Raw genomic sequence first — 17,875 nt, forward strand, 5'->3', positions numbered from 1 at the left:
AGTTTCAATACACTCTCCCTAACGGGCTTCCCGGAAATCAATCCGGCGATCCGGGCCACGGTGGATACCGAAGGTAATGATGCCATCGGGTGCCTGATCATGGGCATCGTCATCACCGGACCAATCGTATCGCAACCATTCGGGCAGGGTCTCGGCGTTCACACGGTGACTACCCACCTCGTTGCTGCACTGGAACCAGGCATTGAAATCGCCGTCCTGGGCCGTCTCGCGCCATACCTTGTCAAACCCTTCGGGGAAACCGCAGCCGTCACCGCTCTCAATGAGCGTAGCGGGGGTGGAGGCGGTTTGCGCTTCCACGGTCAGCTCAACCTCATCACTACAGGCATCGTCACTGTTAACGCGCCACCACGCCTGACCCGATGTATCTTCCTGGAAGGATTCCACCACCACCCGGGCTTGCAGATCGAGCAGCTCGGAGCCGTGGGCATTGCCGATGGCCAGGCGGCCATGCCGTTGTTCGGCATCCTCTTCCACCGGCAGGGTCAGCTCATACCAGGTCTCTTCCACCACACTGTCGTTCTCGAAGCGGCGGAAGGGAATATCATCCTCATCCACAATGCGGACACGGGTCCGGAAATCGGCCTGAAACGGTGGGATATCCGGTGCACCGTTGGCCGAAGTCCAGCGGTGGCCGAACAGACCATTGCCGCCGCCATCACCAAAAACCAGACGAGCCGTGCCACCGCTGACAGAATCACCGGTGTTCTCGGCAATGCTTACTGCCCCCGGGTCCACCGCCAGGGCCGGGATGGTGTCAGCCAGGCCATCACAATCGGTAAAGTCATCATCGTTCTCGATCTGGCAGTCCCGGTAGCGAAAGTCTCCTCCAGAACGGCTAGTCTCGCCGCTTCGGTCCTCAAAACGCCACCATACTCCCTCGGCATTCTCGGTCAGCAGACCATCGCTGTTACGCGCGGTTACCGTCAGCTCGGCATTGTCATTGAACGACATGGGCCGGGTCAGATAGTTGTAAGGCTCGTCCTGGGTGCAGGCAGCGGCCAGCTCGGGGCCGCTACGGCTGACACTATAGTAAGCAGGCACGAAGCGGCCGATATTATCCGTGCTCTGCCCCACCACATCGCTATCCGGCATGGTCAGATATTGCCCGCCAGCCAGGCGCGGGGTGATTGCCAGAATCCCCACTTCCGCCCAACTGAATTCACCACAGGCAAGGCCCGGGGCTTCATCCCCATCGCAATCACTGCCGAAGGGGTTGAGATCCCCACTCAACGGGGGATTGTTGCCACCACTTGGCTCGGCCAGGTCCACCTCAAGCTCAACCGTCTCCGCCGGGCTTTCCTGACCGAAATTGGGCGTCACATCGCCACTCAGGTTACGAGCCGAGACTTCAATCTCGAATTCATCCCCGGCAGTAGCAAAGATGGGCCCATCCGGACCACTGGCGCCACTGTCTTCGGGAATACTCATATTCTCCGACCGCGCCACCACCGTAAAGTGATCCGGCCGAGCGATGAAACTGCCCTGGCCCAGCATGACCAGCCCCTCTTCCAGATCATCTCCTTCATAGCGAGCGTTGAGCTGCACTTCCCCCACGTCTGGATACTGCAAATCCACCTCGGCCACCCCCTCGGCATCGAAATCCAGGCTCAGCGGCGTGTAGTCATTATCATCGCCCAAGGCTGTGCCGTTGAGTAGCACCGAGAGGAAACCACTATCCGGATTGCTATAGCTTTGAGAAAAGCCCACCGACTTGCTTTCATCGCTAAAGCCGGGCACACATTGTGGACTCTCATCATCTTCCCGAACCGCTGTTACGGTGCCGCCGACTACCTCATCGGAAACATGGTCGGGGACATCCAGCACGAATCCGGCACTGGCAATGTCCATCTCACAATTTGTTTCCACACCCGCCGAGAAACAACGGGTGGGGTTGGCCGCCTCCGGTTCCGTGGCCTCGGCAAACACGGTGATGGTTTCGGCCTGGGTGTATTGCAGAAGTACGGATGCGGTATCCGTGAAGCTGATGGGGTTGTCACTCCAATTGCCCCCGGGTGAAGTGAAAGCCAGATCCACTACTTCCTCGAAGAATTCATTACAAGCAGCGTCGGCACAAGCTTGCACGGAGACTTCAGAAGGGCTACAGGTCAATCCACTTTGGGGGTGAGTCAGGCGTATATGATCGAGTTGAGCTGTGGGGCAGGGAAGGTCGCGATCCCTCAGGAATTCAATCCCATCCTGAGCCAAGGCACCCTCGGCAAAAACCACATCATCGTAGTCTGCTGCCCCCGAGTAGGCACCTGGCAGGCCACCGATATGGATATCATCAGCCATCATCAAGGAAGGGGGGTTAGGCCGTTCATCATCATTGAAATCCACCAACTCCCCATTCACATAGAGCTGCTCCACGACTTGCTGATTGGCCCCGGGCGCATCACCGAGACGTCGGGTGACTGCAATATGTACCCACTCACCACTGAAGGCGCTGGCATCATGGCCCAATGTCTGCTCATTATTTCCTTCATCGGTGATCACGACTCGAAGAATGCCATCCGCATTACGCAGGATTTCCACCGGCCGAGCATAGGTACCATTCAGCTCGCCGATACTTAATATGGAATCCTGGGGGGAAACGTCCTGGGCACGAAACCAGAAAGCGACGCTGAATTCATCGGGCTGTTGTAGCTCCGAAGGGGCCGACGTACTGATCCGACCATCGGAGGGAATACTTGCGTATCGGCAGGTGCCGGGATCACCCGATCTAACCGGGCTCTCGTCGTCCGTATCGGCGCCATCAAAAGCGGTCCCATCATTGTCATATCCCGAGCTGTCTTCCACCTCCCCGCTTGCGCCGTTCCAGGACTCAGCCTCCATGCGATAGTCAATCACGGTTTCTGCATCAATTGCTTCGTCTTCGACGATTATCGTAACGGTATCGCTTCCATGTTCTGCCCAACTACCGGCACAAAAGAAGAACAACCAGAAGGTACAATACTCACTAGTAAAGCTGGCCTCATACGTTCCCGGGGAATCATAGACTCTTGATTGTTCGATGGGTGATCGCTCGCAGCTGGAGGATGCCAGCTGTTGCGTGTCCATGCTTCCGTCACCATAGTCCCAACTATCACGCCATTGCCCCGAATCTGGACAATTGTTCGCTTGAGCTTCGAACACTACAGTCTCACCCGCGGCCACGGTGAGCTCTTCCAAGGCGCCATTTGCGGTTAGGACAACCGCTTCATCCATACCCACTTGATTCAGGAAGCCCCAGCTAGTGGTGCCAGCCTGAACATTGTCAATTTGGGAGGTGCCTTGATGCACAATGTGACCGGAAGCAGGAGGATCAAGCTGCTGAGGGCGGACCCGCAGACCTTCAAATGTCAGCCTATTGGAATTTCTGCCGCCGCTGCTGGCATGGGTGATGGTGAAGGTGATTTGTTCTTCGGTGACCGAGCTTGCGGTGATTCGCTCACCCGAACTAAGCCGGTTGATATTCTGCCCCCCTGTCCCTGTACGCTCAACCAGAGCAGTAGGAAGCGGTGCGGAAGTATCCCATTCAAAGCCATTGGGCACCGTGAGGACAATGGTTCCAGTGCTGATATCCTGAGAATTGGCTTCTTGATAGACAGGGCCGGTCAATGACGTGTACTCACCCCCTGCAGTTTCTGAGGGAATGGCCTCGCCGCCCGTTGCCGGGGTCAGGGTCCCAGCTGTCCCGATTCCGGGCAGACAGAGCATGCACCCAAGAAGGGCGAGCAACGTCCATCGCTTAATTTGTTGAGCAGGCATCTGTCTGGTCATGTGAACGATTGTCACTGTGTTGAGGCGGTGATTAACCATCCTGATACTGTGAACGCCACTTACACAATAGCTTGCCAGGCATTACTGACTAATGGCCGTTTTCTCCACGGACCGGGATACAAAATTGCCGCTTCCGTAGGTGCCACGACTGGCAGTGGTGGTAATGCGATAGATACTGAAAGTGTCACCAGCTTCCTGGTGACTACTCACTTGCTGGCAAGTCATCTCTAAATCGAAGTCATTCAGGGAATCGGGAAAGCTGGCCGGACAGGCATTGTTTTCCGAGGCCTGAAAGCCAGCAGCCTCAGCAGCGCCACGAGCGACATAGTAGGCGCGAGCGGCATCGGCCGAGAGGGTGGGGGTTTGCTGCTGGACGCCGCTGATGGTCACCAGATAAACCGCCAGGGCACCCAAGGCCACCAGCAGGAACAAGGCAGCAATCAGCGCCACCCCTCTCTGCGCCTCAGCGCCTCCGCGCGCCACCGCTTTTCGCTGTTGGACCATCATGGCGCGTTATCCACATGAACCTGATGAAGCAGACGAACCTGCTCGCCCTCGTCTTCCAACACCAACTTGAGACTCAACAAGCCGGCCCGGGTGGACGTACCTGGTATGTAGTCGAAACGGCAGTCTTCCACATTGCTTGCCAGCACGGCGCTGTCGCCGTTAGTGAAGTCGTCACCCGGCGCATAGTCGCTGAAACGTCGCAGTTCCCGCCCCTGGCAGGCGAAGGCCACCGGGGCATCCACCAGATGGAAACGCTGGCGGGGCGAGGCCAGGGGAAATTGATGCGCATTGTTTAATGTCACGCGGGTTTCACCGGCCACATTCGGATCGGCCGCTAGGGTGACACCGGGGGCGCTCATGCTCTGACCACTTTGCCAGGCATCATTGCCGGCCTGCCCCGTGTTGTAGACCGAGACCCGCAGGCCTGAATAACTGCCATCAGCGAGTCCCAACGGGCCGGTGCTGTTGAAGCTATCATCGGCCTGATTGAAGCGCAGCCGCCGCGCCGGGTCGCCGCCCACCGGGGCAGGGCCGGGCCCGACTCGATAGCGGGCGCCGGCCACGGTGGGCAGAAACTCGATACAGCTATCGCCGGCACAGGTGCGCAGGCTGTTGGGCAGGGCGGGACGAATCTCGCGGCTCATGCGGCGCAAAGCTCGGTCGGCGGTATCCACCAGTTCGGCGCGGCGCGTTTGGTCCAGATAACCATCGACTGTACCGGTAATCAGAATACCCCCCACCGCGGCCACGATGCCGGTAATGGCAATTACTATGACCAACTCCACCAGGGTGAAGCCAGCCTGAACTGATCTTAAAGCGGACGGACGATGGGAGTGCGGCATCCTCTATTCCCCCACCCGCCAGCTACTGAGGGTGATATTCACGGTACCGGCCTGATCCGCGACACTGACATCAATGCGAAATTCATTGCCGGTGGCAAAGGTGTTATCGGCCGTGACCAAGACGTCGACCTGATAATCCTCCAGGCCGTCAATGGGCTCACCCTCGGCATTGTGCGCGCCACTGTCCGACAGCTCGTCATAGGCCGGGACATTGTCCAGATCGGCCCGGTCATCACCGGGGCTGGCGGAACCCGAGATGGGCTGGGCCAGGATCTCTTCCATATAGGCCTCGCCAATGGCGATGGCCTGGGCGCGGATCATGGGGTCGGCGCTGGCGCGGATCACGGTGGTATAAACAGCGAGAATGGCGGCAGCGGCAATGCCGATCACCACGATGCTGATGATCAGCTCGATCAGGGTGACGCCACGCTGTCGCAGAAGGCCCTTCATTGCCTCACCACATGGCCGGTCTGATCATGAATAAGAAAGCTGCCCGAGAAACCGCCACCGGACACCGTCACGGCACTGCCGCCACCGCTGAGCGGCACACCCAGGGCATCAAAGACCACCGTCACATCCGAGGCCGAAACCCCGCTGGGCAGGCTGCCCTGGAAAGGGCCACCGCGGCTGGGATGGGGAATAGGGGTATTGCCGAAATCGCCGGGGCTACAGTTATCTGCATGATCCAGGCGGTAATCACCGCCGGCCACCTGAAAACGGGCCTGACAGCCGGTCACCGTGGCCTGCAGCTGGGCGTAGCGGGCGGCCGAGCTTAACTCGTCCAGATAGCCCCGGGCCTCGTAGGGGGTCCCACCGGTAAAACGGGGCACGGCCACCACGGCCAATACGCCCAGGATGACCAGCACCATGACCAGCTCCACCAGGGTGAAGCCGGCTTGAGACCTGAAGCGCCGCCGTGTTGGCAAAAACCCCAAGGTATTTTGGAATGAGCGGAACATGGGCTAAGTATGAATGAAAACGCCCACCGGAGTGGGCGTTTTCGCTACTTCAGACTGCATGACCCGATACTGATCAGTCAGTATCGACAGCAATCAGTTGGAAAGTAGCGGAAACATCGTTGTCATCATCTGTCACGGTGCATTCCGCAGTATCACCATCATCCAAGTCGCTGGGGCCAGAAGGGGTAAACCGGTCTTCGTCCAGGCCACCTTGCAACAAGCCACCAGCATCGTCACAGGCATCAATATTGGTCGCCTCTTCGGAGCCAGCCCGCGAAGCAGCATAGTTAATTGCAGCGGCGGAGCTCAAAGAACCAGCAACACCTTCGACAGCTGCCTGAGAAGCTTCCTCACTCAAATCAATAAACCGCGGCACGGCCACGGCGGCGAGGATGCCGAGGATGACCAGCACCACGACCAGTTCGATCAGGGTAAAACCTTTTTGATTACGCATTATTCAATGACCTCTTTCAGGTCGGCCGCAGCCGACATATGTTACGTACTTTTGAGACACCCGGACGGCAGCCGCAGCCGCCACCTGGGGACGATGGGAGAGTAGCGGTTTTTTGGCTAAATTAACAGCCGTTTTATGTCAAAATATGCCAATTGGTGGTGATTTCAGGATGGATGGTTCGGTTCAGCCGGTCGTGTACAGGACGCCGAAGCTCACCAACAGGAATCCCCCGGCCAGCAGCAGCAGGAAACCCACGGCCCGGTGGTGTCGGCGGGCCAGCTGTTCCACCCCGTGAAACACAGGATTCAGACCGCGGGTGGCCCGGCGCACGGACACCCAGCGATTGGCGGCCCGCTCCAGGGGTTTGAGGGTGCTGGGGCGCATCAGGATTACCAGGGCCAGGACAGCGGCGGTTAGATTGGCCACGATCAAAAGCCAGAAAACGCTTTCCCAGACCCAAGCCAGGCCCGGCAATGTGGCCCCCAGCTCCGCCGGGCTGTGCTGCAGGGCGAAGGCCAGAAAGAAATAGGCTGCCGCGGCCAGCAGCAGACCGCCGGTCCAGCGGTGGTGGCGGTAGAAGAAGCGCTCGTAGTAGCGGGGGATCTCCAGGTCCTTCATGGCCCGGCGGGTGGACCACTCCCGATTCATGCCGGCGGCGATGCGCTCAAAGCCGTCGGGGGCGAGCATAAGGATAAGCCCAAGGGCGGCGGCCATCAGGCCTACCAGCATGAAAAACAGGGTCAGGGCTTCAATAATCAGGGCCTGAACGTCCATGACGGTCCTTTTCTGCCAGCGGCGGATGAAGTTGACATAACTTTAAAGAGGCAACTTTAGCATTGGCACCGTCATCCGCCAATCGGGCTCAATCTGCCCCGCCCGGCAGCCAGCGGGCCAGCTCACTGCCGTCGGTCTCCCAGTGATAATCGTGGCTGCGACGCAAATAGAGGCCGAACAAATCCTGGGAGCCTTCCCGGGCCAGTTGGAAGCGAATGTGGGCCGGCTCGCCGGCCTCGCTATGAAAGTAGCGGCTATGGCGAACCCGATAAATCAGGGCTTGGCGAGCCGGGTCCCAGACCCAGTGGGCCGGGGGAATCTCCGCGGGGTCCGCATTAGCCCGCTCGCCGAGGTAATTCGCCGGTGGCCGGGCCAGCAGCGACACGGGGTTGTGGCCCTCCAGGTCCATCACTGCCTCCCGACCTTGCCCCAGCAAACGTTGGGCGGCTTCGCCACGCAAGGCGGTATCCACTGCTACCCGGTTACGCTCCACCGCCACCCGCTCGGCCTCGCCGGCCAGGGGCAGGAGGTTCTCGATGGCGGTGGCCACCAGCACGATGACCAGGGTGATCACCACCACCAGCTCGATCAGGGTAACGCCGGACTGGCGAACATGGGTCGTGCGCATCATCAGAAGGCGACCGTGGCAAGATCCCACATGGGCAGGAAAATACCCAGGGCCAGGAGCAATACCAGAATACCGACGAAAACAATCAATATGGGCTCGATGATGGTGCTCAGATTCTCGATATCGTATTCCACTTCCCGCTCGTAGAAGTCCGCCGCCTCTTCCAGCATGTCATCCACCGAGCCGGTTTCCTCACCCACCTGGATCATCTGCAGCACCAGGGGCGTGAAAATCCCGGCGGCACGGGCGGTGCGATGCAGGCTTTCGCCACGCTCCACCCCGTTGCGCATATTGGCCACCCGGTCACCCAGCCAGTTGTTGTCCAGGGCCCGGGAAACCAGGGTCAGGGCCTGGACCAGGGGCACCCCAGAGCGAAAGCACATGGCGAAGGTGCGGGCGAAACGGGCCAGGGTGGCCCGCAGCACGATATCGCCGATGGCGGGAATCTTGAGCTTCCATTTCCCCCAGTAGCGACTGCCCGTATCGGTGCGGGACCACCAGCGAAACCAGATCAGCCCCCCGATAATGCCGCCGACGATCACATACCACCATTGCTGGGCAAAGCCCGAGACCGCCAGGATGCCCCGGGTGGGCAGGGGCAGTTCGGCATCGAAAGTGGCGAACATATTGGAGAAGGCCGGAATCACCCATATGGTGACAATGCCGATGGCGATCATGATGGCGGCCACCACCATGGTGGGATACATGAGTGCGCTTTTAACCTTGCGGCGGGTATCCCGGTCCAGCTGCAGGTACTGGGACAGGCGCAGGAAGGATTCTTCCAGGTTACCGGCGTTCTCCCCCACCCGCACAATATTCACGTACAAGGGCCCGAAGATATCGGCGTGTCGGGCCAGGGCGCCGGACAGATCCCGCCCCGATTCCAGCAGCTCCACCACCTCTTCCAGGGCCTCGGCCAGAATTTCATTGCGGGTGGATTCGATCAAGCCCCGCAGGCCCCGGATCAGGGGCACTCCGGCCTTGGTGAGGGAATACATCTGGCGGGTGAAGAGGATCAGGTCATCGGTCTTGGGCTTGGGTCTCAGCAGTTGATGGCGAATACCCTCGCCGGCCTGCTTCTCCTCGCTTTGCTCGATATCAATCGGGGTGATGCCGGTGTTGAACAGCTGCTGGGCCACGGCATCGGCGCTCTCCGCTTCCAGCCGGCCATTGACCGCTTCACCGCGTCCGGTTCGTCCCTTATAGCGATACATGGGCATGAATCAGCCCCTCCCCTGAGGGTTATTTTCGGGGGATTCGCCTTCCGGGCTCAGACTGAGGCCGGTCTCCGGATCCACGGGCTGGTCTTCATGCGCCTCCGCGTCTTCAGCATGCACATCCAGGCGCAAGTCCGGGGTGTAATCCAGGTTTTCCATACCGCCGGCCAGGCGAATTACCTCGGACAATGAGGTCACCCCCTGCTCGGCATAATCCAGGGCACACAGGACCAGGGGGCGGTAACGACTGCGGCGATGGGCCTGTTCGGAAAATTCATCCAGGTCTTCCCGCCGCAGGGCGTCGGTCAGACCTTCATCCATTTCCAGCAGTTCATAGACACCCACACGGCCGCGATAACCGGTATTGCCGCAATAGGGACAGCCCCGGCCTTCCTTGAAACGCATCGTTTCTGCCTGTTCCGGCCCCACCTTGGCCCGCAACCAGGCCAGCTGCTGGGGCTCGGGATCCTTGTCACGGCCACAGCTGTCGCAGACGCGGCGGACCAGGCGCTGGGCAATCACCGCATCCAGGGAGGCAGCCAGCATGTAACCGGCCGCGCCCATGTCCAGCAGGCGGTTGATGGTGGCCACAGCGTTATTGGTATGCAGGGTGGAGAAGACCATGTGACCGGTCATGGCGGCCCGCAGGCCGATATCCACGGTTTCGTGATCCCGCATTTCCCCCACCAGAATGATGTCCGGATCCTGGCGCAAGGCGGTTCTCAGCACCCGAGCGAAATCCAGGCCGATGCGGGGATGGACCTGGACCTGATTGACCCGGGGCAGGCGGTACTCCACCGGATCTTCCACCGTGATGATCTTGTTGTCGGGCCGGTTCACATAATTGACGGCGGCATACAGGGTCGTGGTCTTGCCGCTGCCGGTGGGGCCGGTGACCAGGACCATGCCCTGAGGCTTGCTGATCATACGCTTGAAACGGGGGAGCATGTCGCTGGGAATCCCGAGCTGCTCCAGGGACATAGTGCCGGCGGATTGATCCAGCAGCCGCATCACCACTGATTCACCATGACTGATGGGCATGGTGGAAAGGCGCACATCCAGGGTTCGGCCCTTGACGTTGATAGAGAAACGACCGTCCTGGGGCAGGCGCTTCTCCGAGATATTGAGCTGGGACATGAGCTTGAGCCGGGTCACCAGGGCCGAGGCAATACGCTTACCCTCGATCACCTGCTCCTGCAAGATCCCATCCACCCGCTGGCGGATGCGCAGCACCTGCTCGTCGGGTTCGATATGAATGTCGGAGGCATTCACCTGCACCGCGTCCTCGAACATGGACTGCAGCAGGCGGATCACCGGGGCATCGCTAACCTCTTCCTCCGACATCAGCTGATCAAGATCATAGTCGCCGTCGGACAGCTCTTCGCCCAGCTCCTCGGCCAGGTTGGAGATCTCCTCGGTACGGCGATAGACCAGATCGATGGTGCGTAGCAAATCCGTCTCGCGGACAATGCCGATCTTCACCGAGGCACTCAGCAGACGGGAGACTTCGTCGAAAGCAAAGATATCGGTGGGATCGGCCATGCCCACCAGCAGGCTGCCGTCTTCATTCTGACTCAAGGGCAGGGCACGATAACGGCGGGCATGGGTTTCCGGCAGCCGCCGGGCGGTTTCCGGGTCGAATCGGAAATGGCGGATATCAATGTGAGGGATGTCCAGCTGCTTGGAGAGCAGCTCCAGGATTTCATCCTCGGTGGTATAGCCCAGATCGATCAGCACCTTGCCCAGCTTGCGGCCACTGCTCTTCTGCTCGGCCAGGGCCTGCTCCAGCTGGCTTTCGGAAATCGCCTTGTGCTGGACCAGCAGGTCGCCAATCCGGATCTTCTGCTTGCGGTTCATCGTCCGCTCTCCAATTCCGTGATTCGATCATGCAAATAGTCTCGCACCGCCGGGCGCAGCCCGTCGCCGGCCAGGGCGTTTTCGTAGGCCTCGATGGCGCCAGTGCGATCAGCCAGGCCTTCCCGGGCCAGCCCCAGGCCCATCCACCATGCTCCCTCGCTGGGGTTGCGGCGGACCAGAGTCTCGTAATGCCGGACGGCGGCTTCATGGCGACCGGCCTGATACAGCAAGCCGGCCAAAAGGGCCCCGCTGCGATCCGCATCGTCCAGGGTCGGATACACGGCCTGGAGGGCCTCGATGGCCCGGTGCGAATCCTCCCCCTCCATCCACAGCCGGGCCCGCTGGCGGGCCAGATAACCAACGTCGGCAGGCGCCATGTCGGCCACGGTCATGGCTTCGGCCAGCAATTGATCGGCCTGATTCAGGCGGCCACTGTGAACCAGCAGTTCCGCCAGAATATCCCGGGCCGTGACATGGGCCGGCTGAAGCGCCAGGGCGTGGCGCAGCAGGGTCTCTGCCTCGCCAGTCTGACCGTCATCCCAGGCGCGCTCAGCGTCGGCAACGGCCTGTTCCGCCTGCTCGCCGGCATCCGGCACACGGCGCTCGCGCAACATGGCCTGCGAGGCCTCCGGCGATGTGTCGCCGTCAGCCTGAGGCGATTCCGCAATGGTTTCGACCACTTCATTCTCAGATGATGCCGCCTCATCCGCCACTTGGGGTTCGCGCGTTGATTCCCCGCCGTTGGCCTCGTCCTCCGAGGCGGGGGCGGTTTCCTCGCGCACCGCTGAGGTGGGCGCCGCTGGGTCTGGCTCGGCCGGGGGTTCGGCCTCCGACACGGCCTCAACGCGGGGCAGCGCTGCAGGATGAAGTACCAGCATCAGGCGATCACCCCCGTCCGGAGTGCTTTCCCGGTACAGGGGTCCGGCCTGCCAGACGGGGTCCAATGCCAGGCGAAGCCGCGGCGGATCCTCGTCCCAATCTACTTCTATCGATTCAATCCCGGGCGGGGTCAGGGCCATGACCGCCTCCGGCAGTTCGGCTTCCAGCGCCAGCGCCAATTCGTGATCGCTGGCCGGACGACGGCGATAGCCGCTCTCACCCTCAAAATCCAGGCGCAGGCGGCTGCCTTCACGGGTCTGGACCACACTCATCTCCCGCAGACGGGCACGGACCGGCGAGACAGGATCCGGAGCCTCGGCCTGGCGGGTTTCACCGGCGTCCGTGCCGGTCGGCACGGTGGCGGGCCAAAGCAGCCAGGTGGCCAGAGCCACCACGCCAAGGGCGCCCAAAGCAATGGCCCAGCCTGTATTGCGCCGCCGCTCTGCGGTCACGGCACGCACAGTGCCGTTGCCACGCTCATCATCGCGGCGACTGTCCAGATCCCGCAGCATCTGGTTGATCAGGCTCATGGCGCCACCTCGACAAAATCCGGCCATAGACCCCAGGCGATCAGGCCGCCGGCCACCCCAATCAGCAGTACAAGACCCAGGGCTGTGCGCCAGTTCAGGCAGGCGGACCCCCAGGCGGCGAGGCCCACGCCCTCGGTGTCATCCGCAGCCCGGCGCACATGGCGCCCTTCCACCTGATCACTGCCTTCTCCCCAGGCGGCCATCAGGGCCTTATGGGCGAGCACGTTGACCAGTCGTGGTGTGCCTTCGCTGCGGCGAAACAGGGCCCGCCGGGCCGGACGGGTAAACAGTGGGGCTCCACGATAGCCGGCCACCCGCAGACGGTGACGCACGTAATCCTCCACCGTGTCCCGATCCAGGGGCAAGAGCCGATAGCTGAAGGTGATGCGCTGGCGCAGCTGGCGGACCGATGGCCGGGCCAGGCGCTCTTCCAGTTCCGGTTGGCCAAACAGCACCACCTGAATCAACTTGCGTTTCTCGGTTTCCAGGTTGGTCAGCAGCCGGACCGCTTCCAGGGTAGCTTCCGGCAGCTGCTGGGCTTCGTCCAGCACCAGCACCACCGGTTTTTCCTCGCCAGCCAGGGCCATGAGGCGGTCCTGGATCACCTGCAGCAGCTGTTCCTGGCTCAGGTCTTGGTCGGGATTCAGTCCCAGTTCCCGGGCCAGGCTCAGGCGCATGGAGGCGGGCGAGAGATGGGGGTTGGGAATGTAGGCGGTGACCGCTTCTTCCTTGAGGGCATCCAGCAGCATGCGACACAAGAGCGTTTTACCCAGGCCCACCTCCCCGGTGACCTTGAGAAAGCCCTCGCCCGAACGCAAGGCCACCAGCAGAACATTCAATGCCTCCTGGTGGGGCCGGCTGTCGTAATAGAAGCCAGTATCCGGCGTCAGAGAGAAGGGGAATTCCTTGAGACCGAAATGGGAGAGATAGAGACTCATGGCGCGCCCAACGTCGCTGCGTTCAATCGCTCACCATTCACGAGCAGCCGGGCCGGCATTCATCGCCGCCCTGGCCGCCGCATGTCACGGATCTGGCCCTGGTATTCCCGGGTCATGTCATCCCACTGGCGCTCATCTTCCACCACCACCGGGCGCAGCAGGATGACCAGTTCGGTCTTGGCCTCCCGCTGACGGGTCTGGCGGAAGAGATGACCCAGCACCGGGATATCGCCGAGGATGGGCGTGCGGAACGTTTCATCCCGCATCTGGTTCTGCATCAAGCCGCCAATCACCACGATCTGGCCACTGCTGGCGCGAACGATGCTGTCCGATTCCCGCACTTCGCTCAATGCCAGGGGCAGGCTGTCGGTTTCCCCGCCCACGGTCAGGTCCTTGCGCTGGTCGGTGACCTGACTGACGGTGGGATGGATGTGCAGGGTGACATCATTGTTGGCGCTGATCTGGGGGGTCACATCCAGGGCAATCCCCGAGAAGAAGGGGGTGAGTTCCACATTGCGCTGGGAGCTGGCCCCGGCGGCGCCAAAGGTGCCACCGGACTGAATGCCGGTAACGAAGAACTCGTCACTGCCCACTTTGATCACCGCTTTCTGATTATTCACCGTCGAAACCCGGGGACTGGACAGGACCCGAGTCTCGCCCTGGCGAGACAGCAACTCCACAAAGGCACGAAAATCATTGCCGATATTCAGAGTGGCGGCAAAGGTCCCACCAATGGATTCGGTGGTCATGCCTTCCAGGGCATCCCCGGGATTAAGGCTTCGAGCGGTACCACGAATCGAGGAGACCCCGTCCTCGAAGAGATCCGGGCCGCCGGTCTGGCCAATGAAGGCGGCATCATCGCCATCCGAGTACAGACCGCCCCAGTTGATGCCGGAACGGAATTCATCCCGCAGCTCCACTTCCAGAATCTTGGCCTCCAGCACCACCTGACGACCCACACTTTCCTGGATGGTGGCCAGGTATTCCTGGATCTCGCGAAGCTCGGCGGGCAGGGCGCGGACCGCAACGGTGCCGGATTGGGGGTTGAGTATGACCCGACTACCATCCCGATCGGCCACGATGGCCTCCAGGGTGGATTCGATATCCGCCCAGAAATCGGATTTGGACTCGGTTTCAATGCGAGTGCCGGTGGTGCGATCGCTCTGATCTCCCCCACCGCTTCCGCCAAAGCCCCGGGTGCCGCCAAAACCACCACTGCGCTGGCCCGTGTGACCATCACTGACCGAACCGGAGCTCACCCGGGTGCTGGAAGAGCCTTCCCGGGTAATGGTCAGGTAATCCACGGTGAACACCCGCGTCTGCAGGCCGGCGGGACGAACCAGATAGCCACCGGCCAATTCCCGATATTCATAGCCATAGGCCGCTTCAACGGCCTCCATCACTTCCGGGATGGTCACATTGCGAAGACTGAGGCTTATCCGGCCTTCCACAGCATCGTCCACGATCATGTTGTAGTCGGTGTCTTCCACCAGGCCCATGAAGAAGGTTTCCGCATCCACATTACGCACGGAAATATCGAAACGATCTTCCTCCTCGGCTGGCGCGCGCCGACTACGACGTTCCTCCTCCCCGGGCAGCAGGGCCTCGGAAACTTCCGCCGGCGGACTGCGTTCCTCGGTGGCCCGCAGGCTGTCCTCCAGCACGTCATCCATGCGCTGGCGGGTATCTTCACCGAAGGGCTGTGCGCAGGCGCCCAGCACCAGGCTTAAGCCAATGCCCAGTACCACCAGACCCGTCTTGAAACGGTATTGTTCGATCATGCCATTCCTCGAATACTTCATTGGCTGCTACTCCGGGAAATGCCCAGATTGCTGCTCAGGCTGAGTGTTTCCTGGCCGCGGGCGTGGCGGATCACCACGCCACCGGCATCGATTCTTATCAGTCGGGCCCCGTCCACCGATTCCCCCACCCGCAGCACCTGACCATTGATCACGGCCAGACGGCGATTCTCGGCAATCAGTACGGAGGTGAGAGTCCAGTCGCTTAGCGGACTGGGCTCAGCTATCTGCTGAGACTGGGCCGGTGGCCGCATGGGATCATCCACCTCGGCCAGGGCAGCCATTGGCGTGAGCAGACTGAGGCCAAGCATCAGGGCTACACAACGGAGGCATCGGCTGTGGAATGGAATATCAAACACCGATCCAGCCCTCCCTCAGACTCAGGGTATGCACCACCAGCACAATACGATTGTCCGGGTATCGTTCCATGCTGATTTTCAGCCGCCCCCAGAAAAGATTGGAGTCCAAACCTTCCAGGACCCGCAGATAGGCCAGGGTGTCACTGAAACTGCCCGTCAATTCCATGCGAACCCCGTGGCGATAGATATTACCCACGCCACTCAGCTCATCGTCATCCAGCAAGGGACGGGCGGACAAGGCCTGCAGGCTGCGCAGCTCCAAGCCCGACTGGCGATCCAGCATCTGTTCCAACACCCCGGCCATGCGCACCGGCTCCACCAGATCACCAGTCAGGTCATCCAGGCGCTCATCCAGCTCGGCCAAGTCGGATTGCAGTTCGGCCAGGCGAGCCCGATACTCGGCATCCGGGTCTTGCTCACGGGCGCGCACCATCTCGGCAATGGCATTGTTGGCCTGGCTGATGCGCTCGCGCAGGTCCTGGATCTCGGTCTCAGTCTGGGCTTGACGCTCCGACAGGGGCTCCATGAACAGGGTATTCCAGAGAAAGGCCACCACTGCGGCCGCTGCGAGAAACACCAGCACCCGCTCCCGAAGGCTCAAGGCATTGATCCGGTCCCGAAGCTTGTCCAGCTGCGCCTTCATGGTCGATCCTCCCCGTCCTCATCCGGGCGGGTGGAGAGGCGGAACTCCAGTACCGAGCCGCCCTCCGACAGCTCGGCGCGATCCATTCTCAGGGTCCGGAAATCGGTGCCGGCATAGCTGGGTTCATCGGACAGACGTTGAAGATAGATGGGCATTTGTTCAGCCTGACGGGTGCGCCCCCGCAGGCTGATATGCTGGCCGCCCTCTTCCAGGCTGATATGAGTCAGCCAAACCGGATCAATGCGCTGGCGGCCCAAGGCTTCCAGGTAACGGGAAAATCCCTGCTGCTGACCCAGCTCCCCGTTCCGCAGGACATTCAGGGCCTGTTCCTTGACTGCTCGCTCGGCCTCACTGTCCTGAACCGCCCGGCGCAGGGCCGGGCTCTCCTCCCGGGGCGGCAGGGTCTCTTCCAATGATGACAGACGGGCCAGGGCCTCGGTCTCCTGATTCTGAAGATGGTCCACGCGCTCAGCCATCTGGGCATAACGCCACTGACTCCAAACCGTCATCAGAGCCAGACCCAGGATCAACAGGCCCAGCATCATTAACATGGTTTCAGCAGAAAAGACCTTGCGCTGGCGCCGGAAGATGGGCTGGTAAAGATTGATGTTCTGATTCACAGCGCCACCTCCTCTTTTCGAAGCGCTGCGCCCAGGGCCAGCAGACAGCGCGCCTGAAGGGGCTTTTCCATGGGGATTTCGGACTCCAGCAGTTCATTCAGGTCCACTTGCTGGACATTGACCCCGAGGCTGGATTCCAGATGCTCGGCCACGAAGGGCAGCTCCACCGCCATGGGCATCAGGGCGATACTTCCCACCGGGGGCTGCTTGAAGTGGCTGTCGTAATAATCCAGGGAACGTTGCAGTTCCAGGGCGATGGTTTCCATCAGCAGGGTGCGCTCGTCTACGGAAGCCGCCGCCAATTGATCTTCACCCACTTCGAAACTGCGAGCCAGGAACAAGGTACCCTGGCGGCTGATAATGATCAGGCCATGATTTACCCCGATATAAAGAGTCGCCAGGCCACGCACATCCCCGTCCAGCAGGGCCGCCACATTGCGCACCGCCATCTCCGGCAGATCAATGACCTTGAGCTTGAGGCCGGCGCCGGATACGCCATCGATGATTTCCTTAAGGCGGGGGCTCTTGGCCGCCACCGCATACATCAGTCGTCCGGCCTGACTCTTCTGGTCGGGGATTTCAAAAACATCAATGGTGGCATCATCCACATGGAACCGGATCAGGTCCTTGATTCGCCAGCGGATGGCTGAACGCAGTTCTTCGGGGGGCACATCGGGGGCTTCCACCAGCATCAACTGGTAGTGGTCACTGTCTGCCAGGACGGAGGCCGGTGTCCGGGACAGACCATGATCACCCACTAGCTTTTCCAGTCGGCGCCAGCGGTCATCACCGGCCCTGGGTCCGGCCTGTGCCTGGGCCAGGGCCTTGACCATGGGCACGTCCCCCGCGCCACGCTCGACGCAGGCCAGGCTGATACCGCTCTCGGATACCACCGCACCCGCCAGTCGCCGGTCGCGTTTGTGGTTTCTTAAAAATGACAGCAGGGGCAAAGCCTACACTCCCGGTGGCAACGGGGCGCTGAGGGGAAGGAGGGAATTCGGGCCACAGACCGGCATTCACTCTTCGCGCAGTAACCGCGAGTGGATCTATCACCTCGCGAAGCCGCTTTGCATCCCTGCCGTCGGCGCG

The 17,875-nt window shown here is 61.0% G+C and carries 17 protein-coding genes; all 17 read right to left on the minus strand.

Annotation, left to right across the window (positions count from 1 at the left end; genetic code table 11):
* Positions 1-18 precede the first annotated feature (18 nt).
* The gene (locus J2T60_RS10305) at positions 19-3,819 is read right to left on the minus strand and encodes a DUF6701 domain-containing protein (RefSeq protein ID WP_366518306.1); all 3,801 of its coding nucleotides are present in this window, start codon (positions 3,817-3,819) and stop codon (positions 19-21) included.
* Positions 3,820-3,861: 42 nt separating this feature from the next.
* Positions 3,862-4,287, minus strand: a complete 426-nt coding sequence (locus J2T60_RS10310) for a hypothetical protein (protein ID WP_253449560.1) — start codon at positions 4,285-4,287, stop codon at positions 3,862-3,864.
* Positions 4,284-5,129: a type II secretion system protein gene (locus tag J2T60_RS10315; RefSeq protein WP_253449563.1), complete on the minus strand. Its 846-nt coding sequence runs from the start codon at positions 5,127-5,129 to the stop codon at positions 4,284-4,286. The genes J2T60_RS10310 and J2T60_RS10315 overlap by 4 nt, the downstream gene beginning before the upstream one ends.
* 3 nt (positions 5,130-5,132) lie before the next feature.
* Entirely contained in the window at positions 5,133-5,579 is a 447-nt protein-coding gene (locus J2T60_RS10320) for a type IV pilus modification PilV family protein (RefSeq protein WP_253449566.1), read from the minus strand.
* Positions 5,576-6,088 (minus strand): prepilin-type N-terminal cleavage/methylation domain-containing protein, encoded by a 513-nt coding sequence (locus J2T60_RS13350; RefSeq protein ID WP_301288409.1) that lies wholly within the window; start codon positions 6,086-6,088, stop codon positions 5,576-5,578. Before J2T60_RS13350 ends, J2T60_RS10320 begins: the two co-directional genes overlap by 4 nt.
* 73 nt (positions 6,089-6,161) lie before the next feature.
* The gene (locus J2T60_RS13355; protein ID WP_301288410.1) at positions 6,162-6,542 is read right to left on the minus strand and encodes a pilus assembly FimT family protein; all 381 of its coding nucleotides are present in this window, start codon (positions 6,540-6,542) and stop codon (positions 6,162-6,164) included.
* A gap of 183 nt (positions 6,543-6,725) precedes the next feature.
* Positions 6,726-7,316, minus strand: a complete 591-nt coding sequence (locus J2T60_RS10335) for a hypothetical protein (RefSeq protein WP_253449569.1) — start codon at positions 7,314-7,316, stop codon at positions 6,726-6,728.
* An 88-nt stretch (positions 7,317-7,404) separates the two neighbouring features.
* Positions 7,405-7,947, minus strand: coding sequence for a prepilin-type N-terminal cleavage/methylation domain-containing protein (locus J2T60_RS10340; protein ID WP_253449572.1), 543 nt, complete (start codon positions 7,945-7,947; stop codon positions 7,405-7,407).
* Complete coding sequence (locus J2T60_RS10345) at positions 7,947-9,164, minus strand: type II secretion system F family protein (protein WP_253449575.1); 1,218 nt, start codon at positions 9,162-9,164, stop codon at positions 7,947-7,949. The genes J2T60_RS10340 and J2T60_RS10345 overlap by 1 nt, the downstream gene beginning before the upstream one ends.
* Before the next feature lie 3 nt (positions 9,165-9,167).
* Entirely contained in the window at positions 9,168-11,018 is a 1,851-nt protein-coding gene (locus J2T60_RS10350; protein ID WP_253449578.1) for a GspE/PulE family protein, read from the minus strand.
* Entirely contained in the window at positions 11,015-12,427 is a 1,413-nt protein-coding gene (locus J2T60_RS10355) for a tetratricopeptide repeat protein (RefSeq protein ID WP_253449580.1), read from the minus strand. Before J2T60_RS10355 ends, J2T60_RS10350 begins: the two co-directional genes overlap by 4 nt.
* Entirely contained in the window at positions 12,424-13,365 is a 942-nt protein-coding gene (locus tag J2T60_RS10360) for an ExeA family protein (RefSeq protein WP_253449583.1), read from the minus strand. Before J2T60_RS10360 ends, J2T60_RS10355 begins: the two co-directional genes overlap by 4 nt.
* A 59-nt stretch (positions 13,366-13,424) precedes the next feature.
* Complete coding sequence (gene mshL / locus J2T60_RS10365) at positions 13,425-15,167, minus strand: pilus (MSHA type) biogenesis protein MshL (protein ID WP_253449586.1); 1,743 nt, start codon at positions 15,165-15,167, stop codon at positions 13,425-13,427.
* On the minus strand, positions 15,164-15,475 hold the full coding sequence (locus J2T60_RS10370) for a hypothetical protein (protein ID WP_253449589.1): 312 nt from the start codon (positions 15,473-15,475) through the stop codon (positions 15,164-15,166). Before J2T60_RS10370 ends, mshL begins: the two co-directional genes overlap by 4 nt.
* A gap of 40 nt (positions 15,476-15,515) precedes the next feature.
* Positions 15,516-16,166, minus strand: coding sequence for a type II secretion system protein GspM (locus J2T60_RS10375; RefSeq protein WP_253449592.1), 651 nt, complete (start codon positions 16,164-16,166; stop codon positions 15,516-15,518).
* On the minus strand, positions 16,163-16,786 hold the full coding sequence (locus J2T60_RS10380) for an MSHA biogenesis protein MshI (RefSeq protein ID WP_253449595.1): 624 nt from the start codon (positions 16,784-16,786) through the stop codon (positions 16,163-16,165). The genes J2T60_RS10375 and J2T60_RS10380 overlap by 4 nt, the downstream gene beginning before the upstream one ends.
* A complete protein-coding gene (locus J2T60_RS10385; RefSeq protein ID WP_253449598.1) occupies positions 16,783-17,736 on the minus strand; it encodes a type IV pilus biogenesis protein PilM in 954 nt (317 codons plus the stop codon). The genes J2T60_RS10380 and J2T60_RS10385 overlap by 4 nt, the downstream gene beginning before the upstream one ends.
* Positions 17,737-17,875: the final 139 nt, after the last annotated feature.

The sequence above is a fragment of the Natronospira proteinivora genome (genome assembly GCF_024170465.1).
Classification (GTDB): Bacteria; Pseudomonadota; Gammaproteobacteria; order Natronospirales; family Natronospiraceae; genus Natronospira; species Natronospira proteinivora.

Excerpts from the sequence above, each read along its gene's own strand:
- J2T60_RS10340 (WP_253449572.1), bottom strand. The coding sequence starts at position 7,947 with ATGATGCGCACGACCCATGTTCGCCAGTCCGGCGTTACCCTGATCGAG.
- mshL (WP_253449586.1), bottom strand. The coding sequence starts at position 15,167 with ATGAAGTATTCGAGGAATGGCATGATCGAACAATACCGTTTCAAGACG.
- J2T60_RS10350 (WP_253449578.1), bottom strand. The coding sequence starts at position 11,018 with ATGAACCGCAAGCAGAAGATCCGGATTGGCGACCTGCTGGTCCAGCAC.
- J2T60_RS10310 (WP_253449560.1), bottom strand. The coding sequence starts at position 4,287 with ATGATGGTCCAACAGCGAAAAGCGGTGGCGCGCGGAGGCGCTGAGGCG.
- J2T60_RS10370 (WP_253449589.1), bottom strand. The coding sequence starts at position 15,475 with ATGCTTGGCCTCAGTCTGCTCACGCCAATGGCTGCCCTGGCCGAGGTG.
- J2T60_RS13350 (WP_301288409.1), bottom strand. The coding sequence starts at position 6,088 with ATGTTCCGCTCATTCCAAAATACCTTGGGGTTTTTGCCAACACGGCGG.
- J2T60_RS10320 (WP_253449566.1), bottom strand. The coding sequence starts at position 5,579 with ATGAAGGGCCTTCTGCGACAGCGTGGCGTCACCCTGATCGAGCTGATC.
- J2T60_RS10375 (WP_253449592.1), bottom strand. The coding sequence starts at position 16,166 with ATGAAGGCGCAGCTGGACAAGCTTCGGGACCGGATCAATGCCTTGAGC.
- J2T60_RS10345 (WP_253449575.1), bottom strand. The coding sequence starts at position 9,164 with ATGCCCATGTATCGCTATAAGGGACGAACCGGACGCGGTGAAGCGGTC.
- J2T60_RS10360 (WP_253449583.1), bottom strand. The coding sequence starts at position 13,365 with ATGAGTCTCTATCTCTCCCATTTCGGTCTCAAGGAATTCCCCTTCTCT.
- J2T60_RS13355 (WP_301288410.1), bottom strand. The coding sequence starts at position 6,542 with ATGCGTAATCAAAAAGGTTTTACCCTGATCGAACTGGTCGTGGTGCTG.
- J2T60_RS10315 (WP_253449563.1), bottom strand. The coding sequence starts at position 5,129 with ATGCCGCACTCCCATCGTCCGTCCGCTTTAAGATCAGTTCAGGCTGGC.
- J2T60_RS10305 (WP_366518306.1), bottom strand. The coding sequence starts at position 3,819 with ATGGTTAATCACCGCCTCAACACAGTGACAATCGTTCACATGACCAGA.
- J2T60_RS10355 (WP_253449580.1), bottom strand. The coding sequence starts at position 12,427 with ATGAGCCTGATCAACCAGATGCTGCGGGATCTGGACAGTCGCCGCGAT.
- J2T60_RS10335 (WP_253449569.1), bottom strand. The coding sequence starts at position 7,316 with ATGGACGTTCAGGCCCTGATTATTGAAGCCCTGACCCTGTTTTTCATG.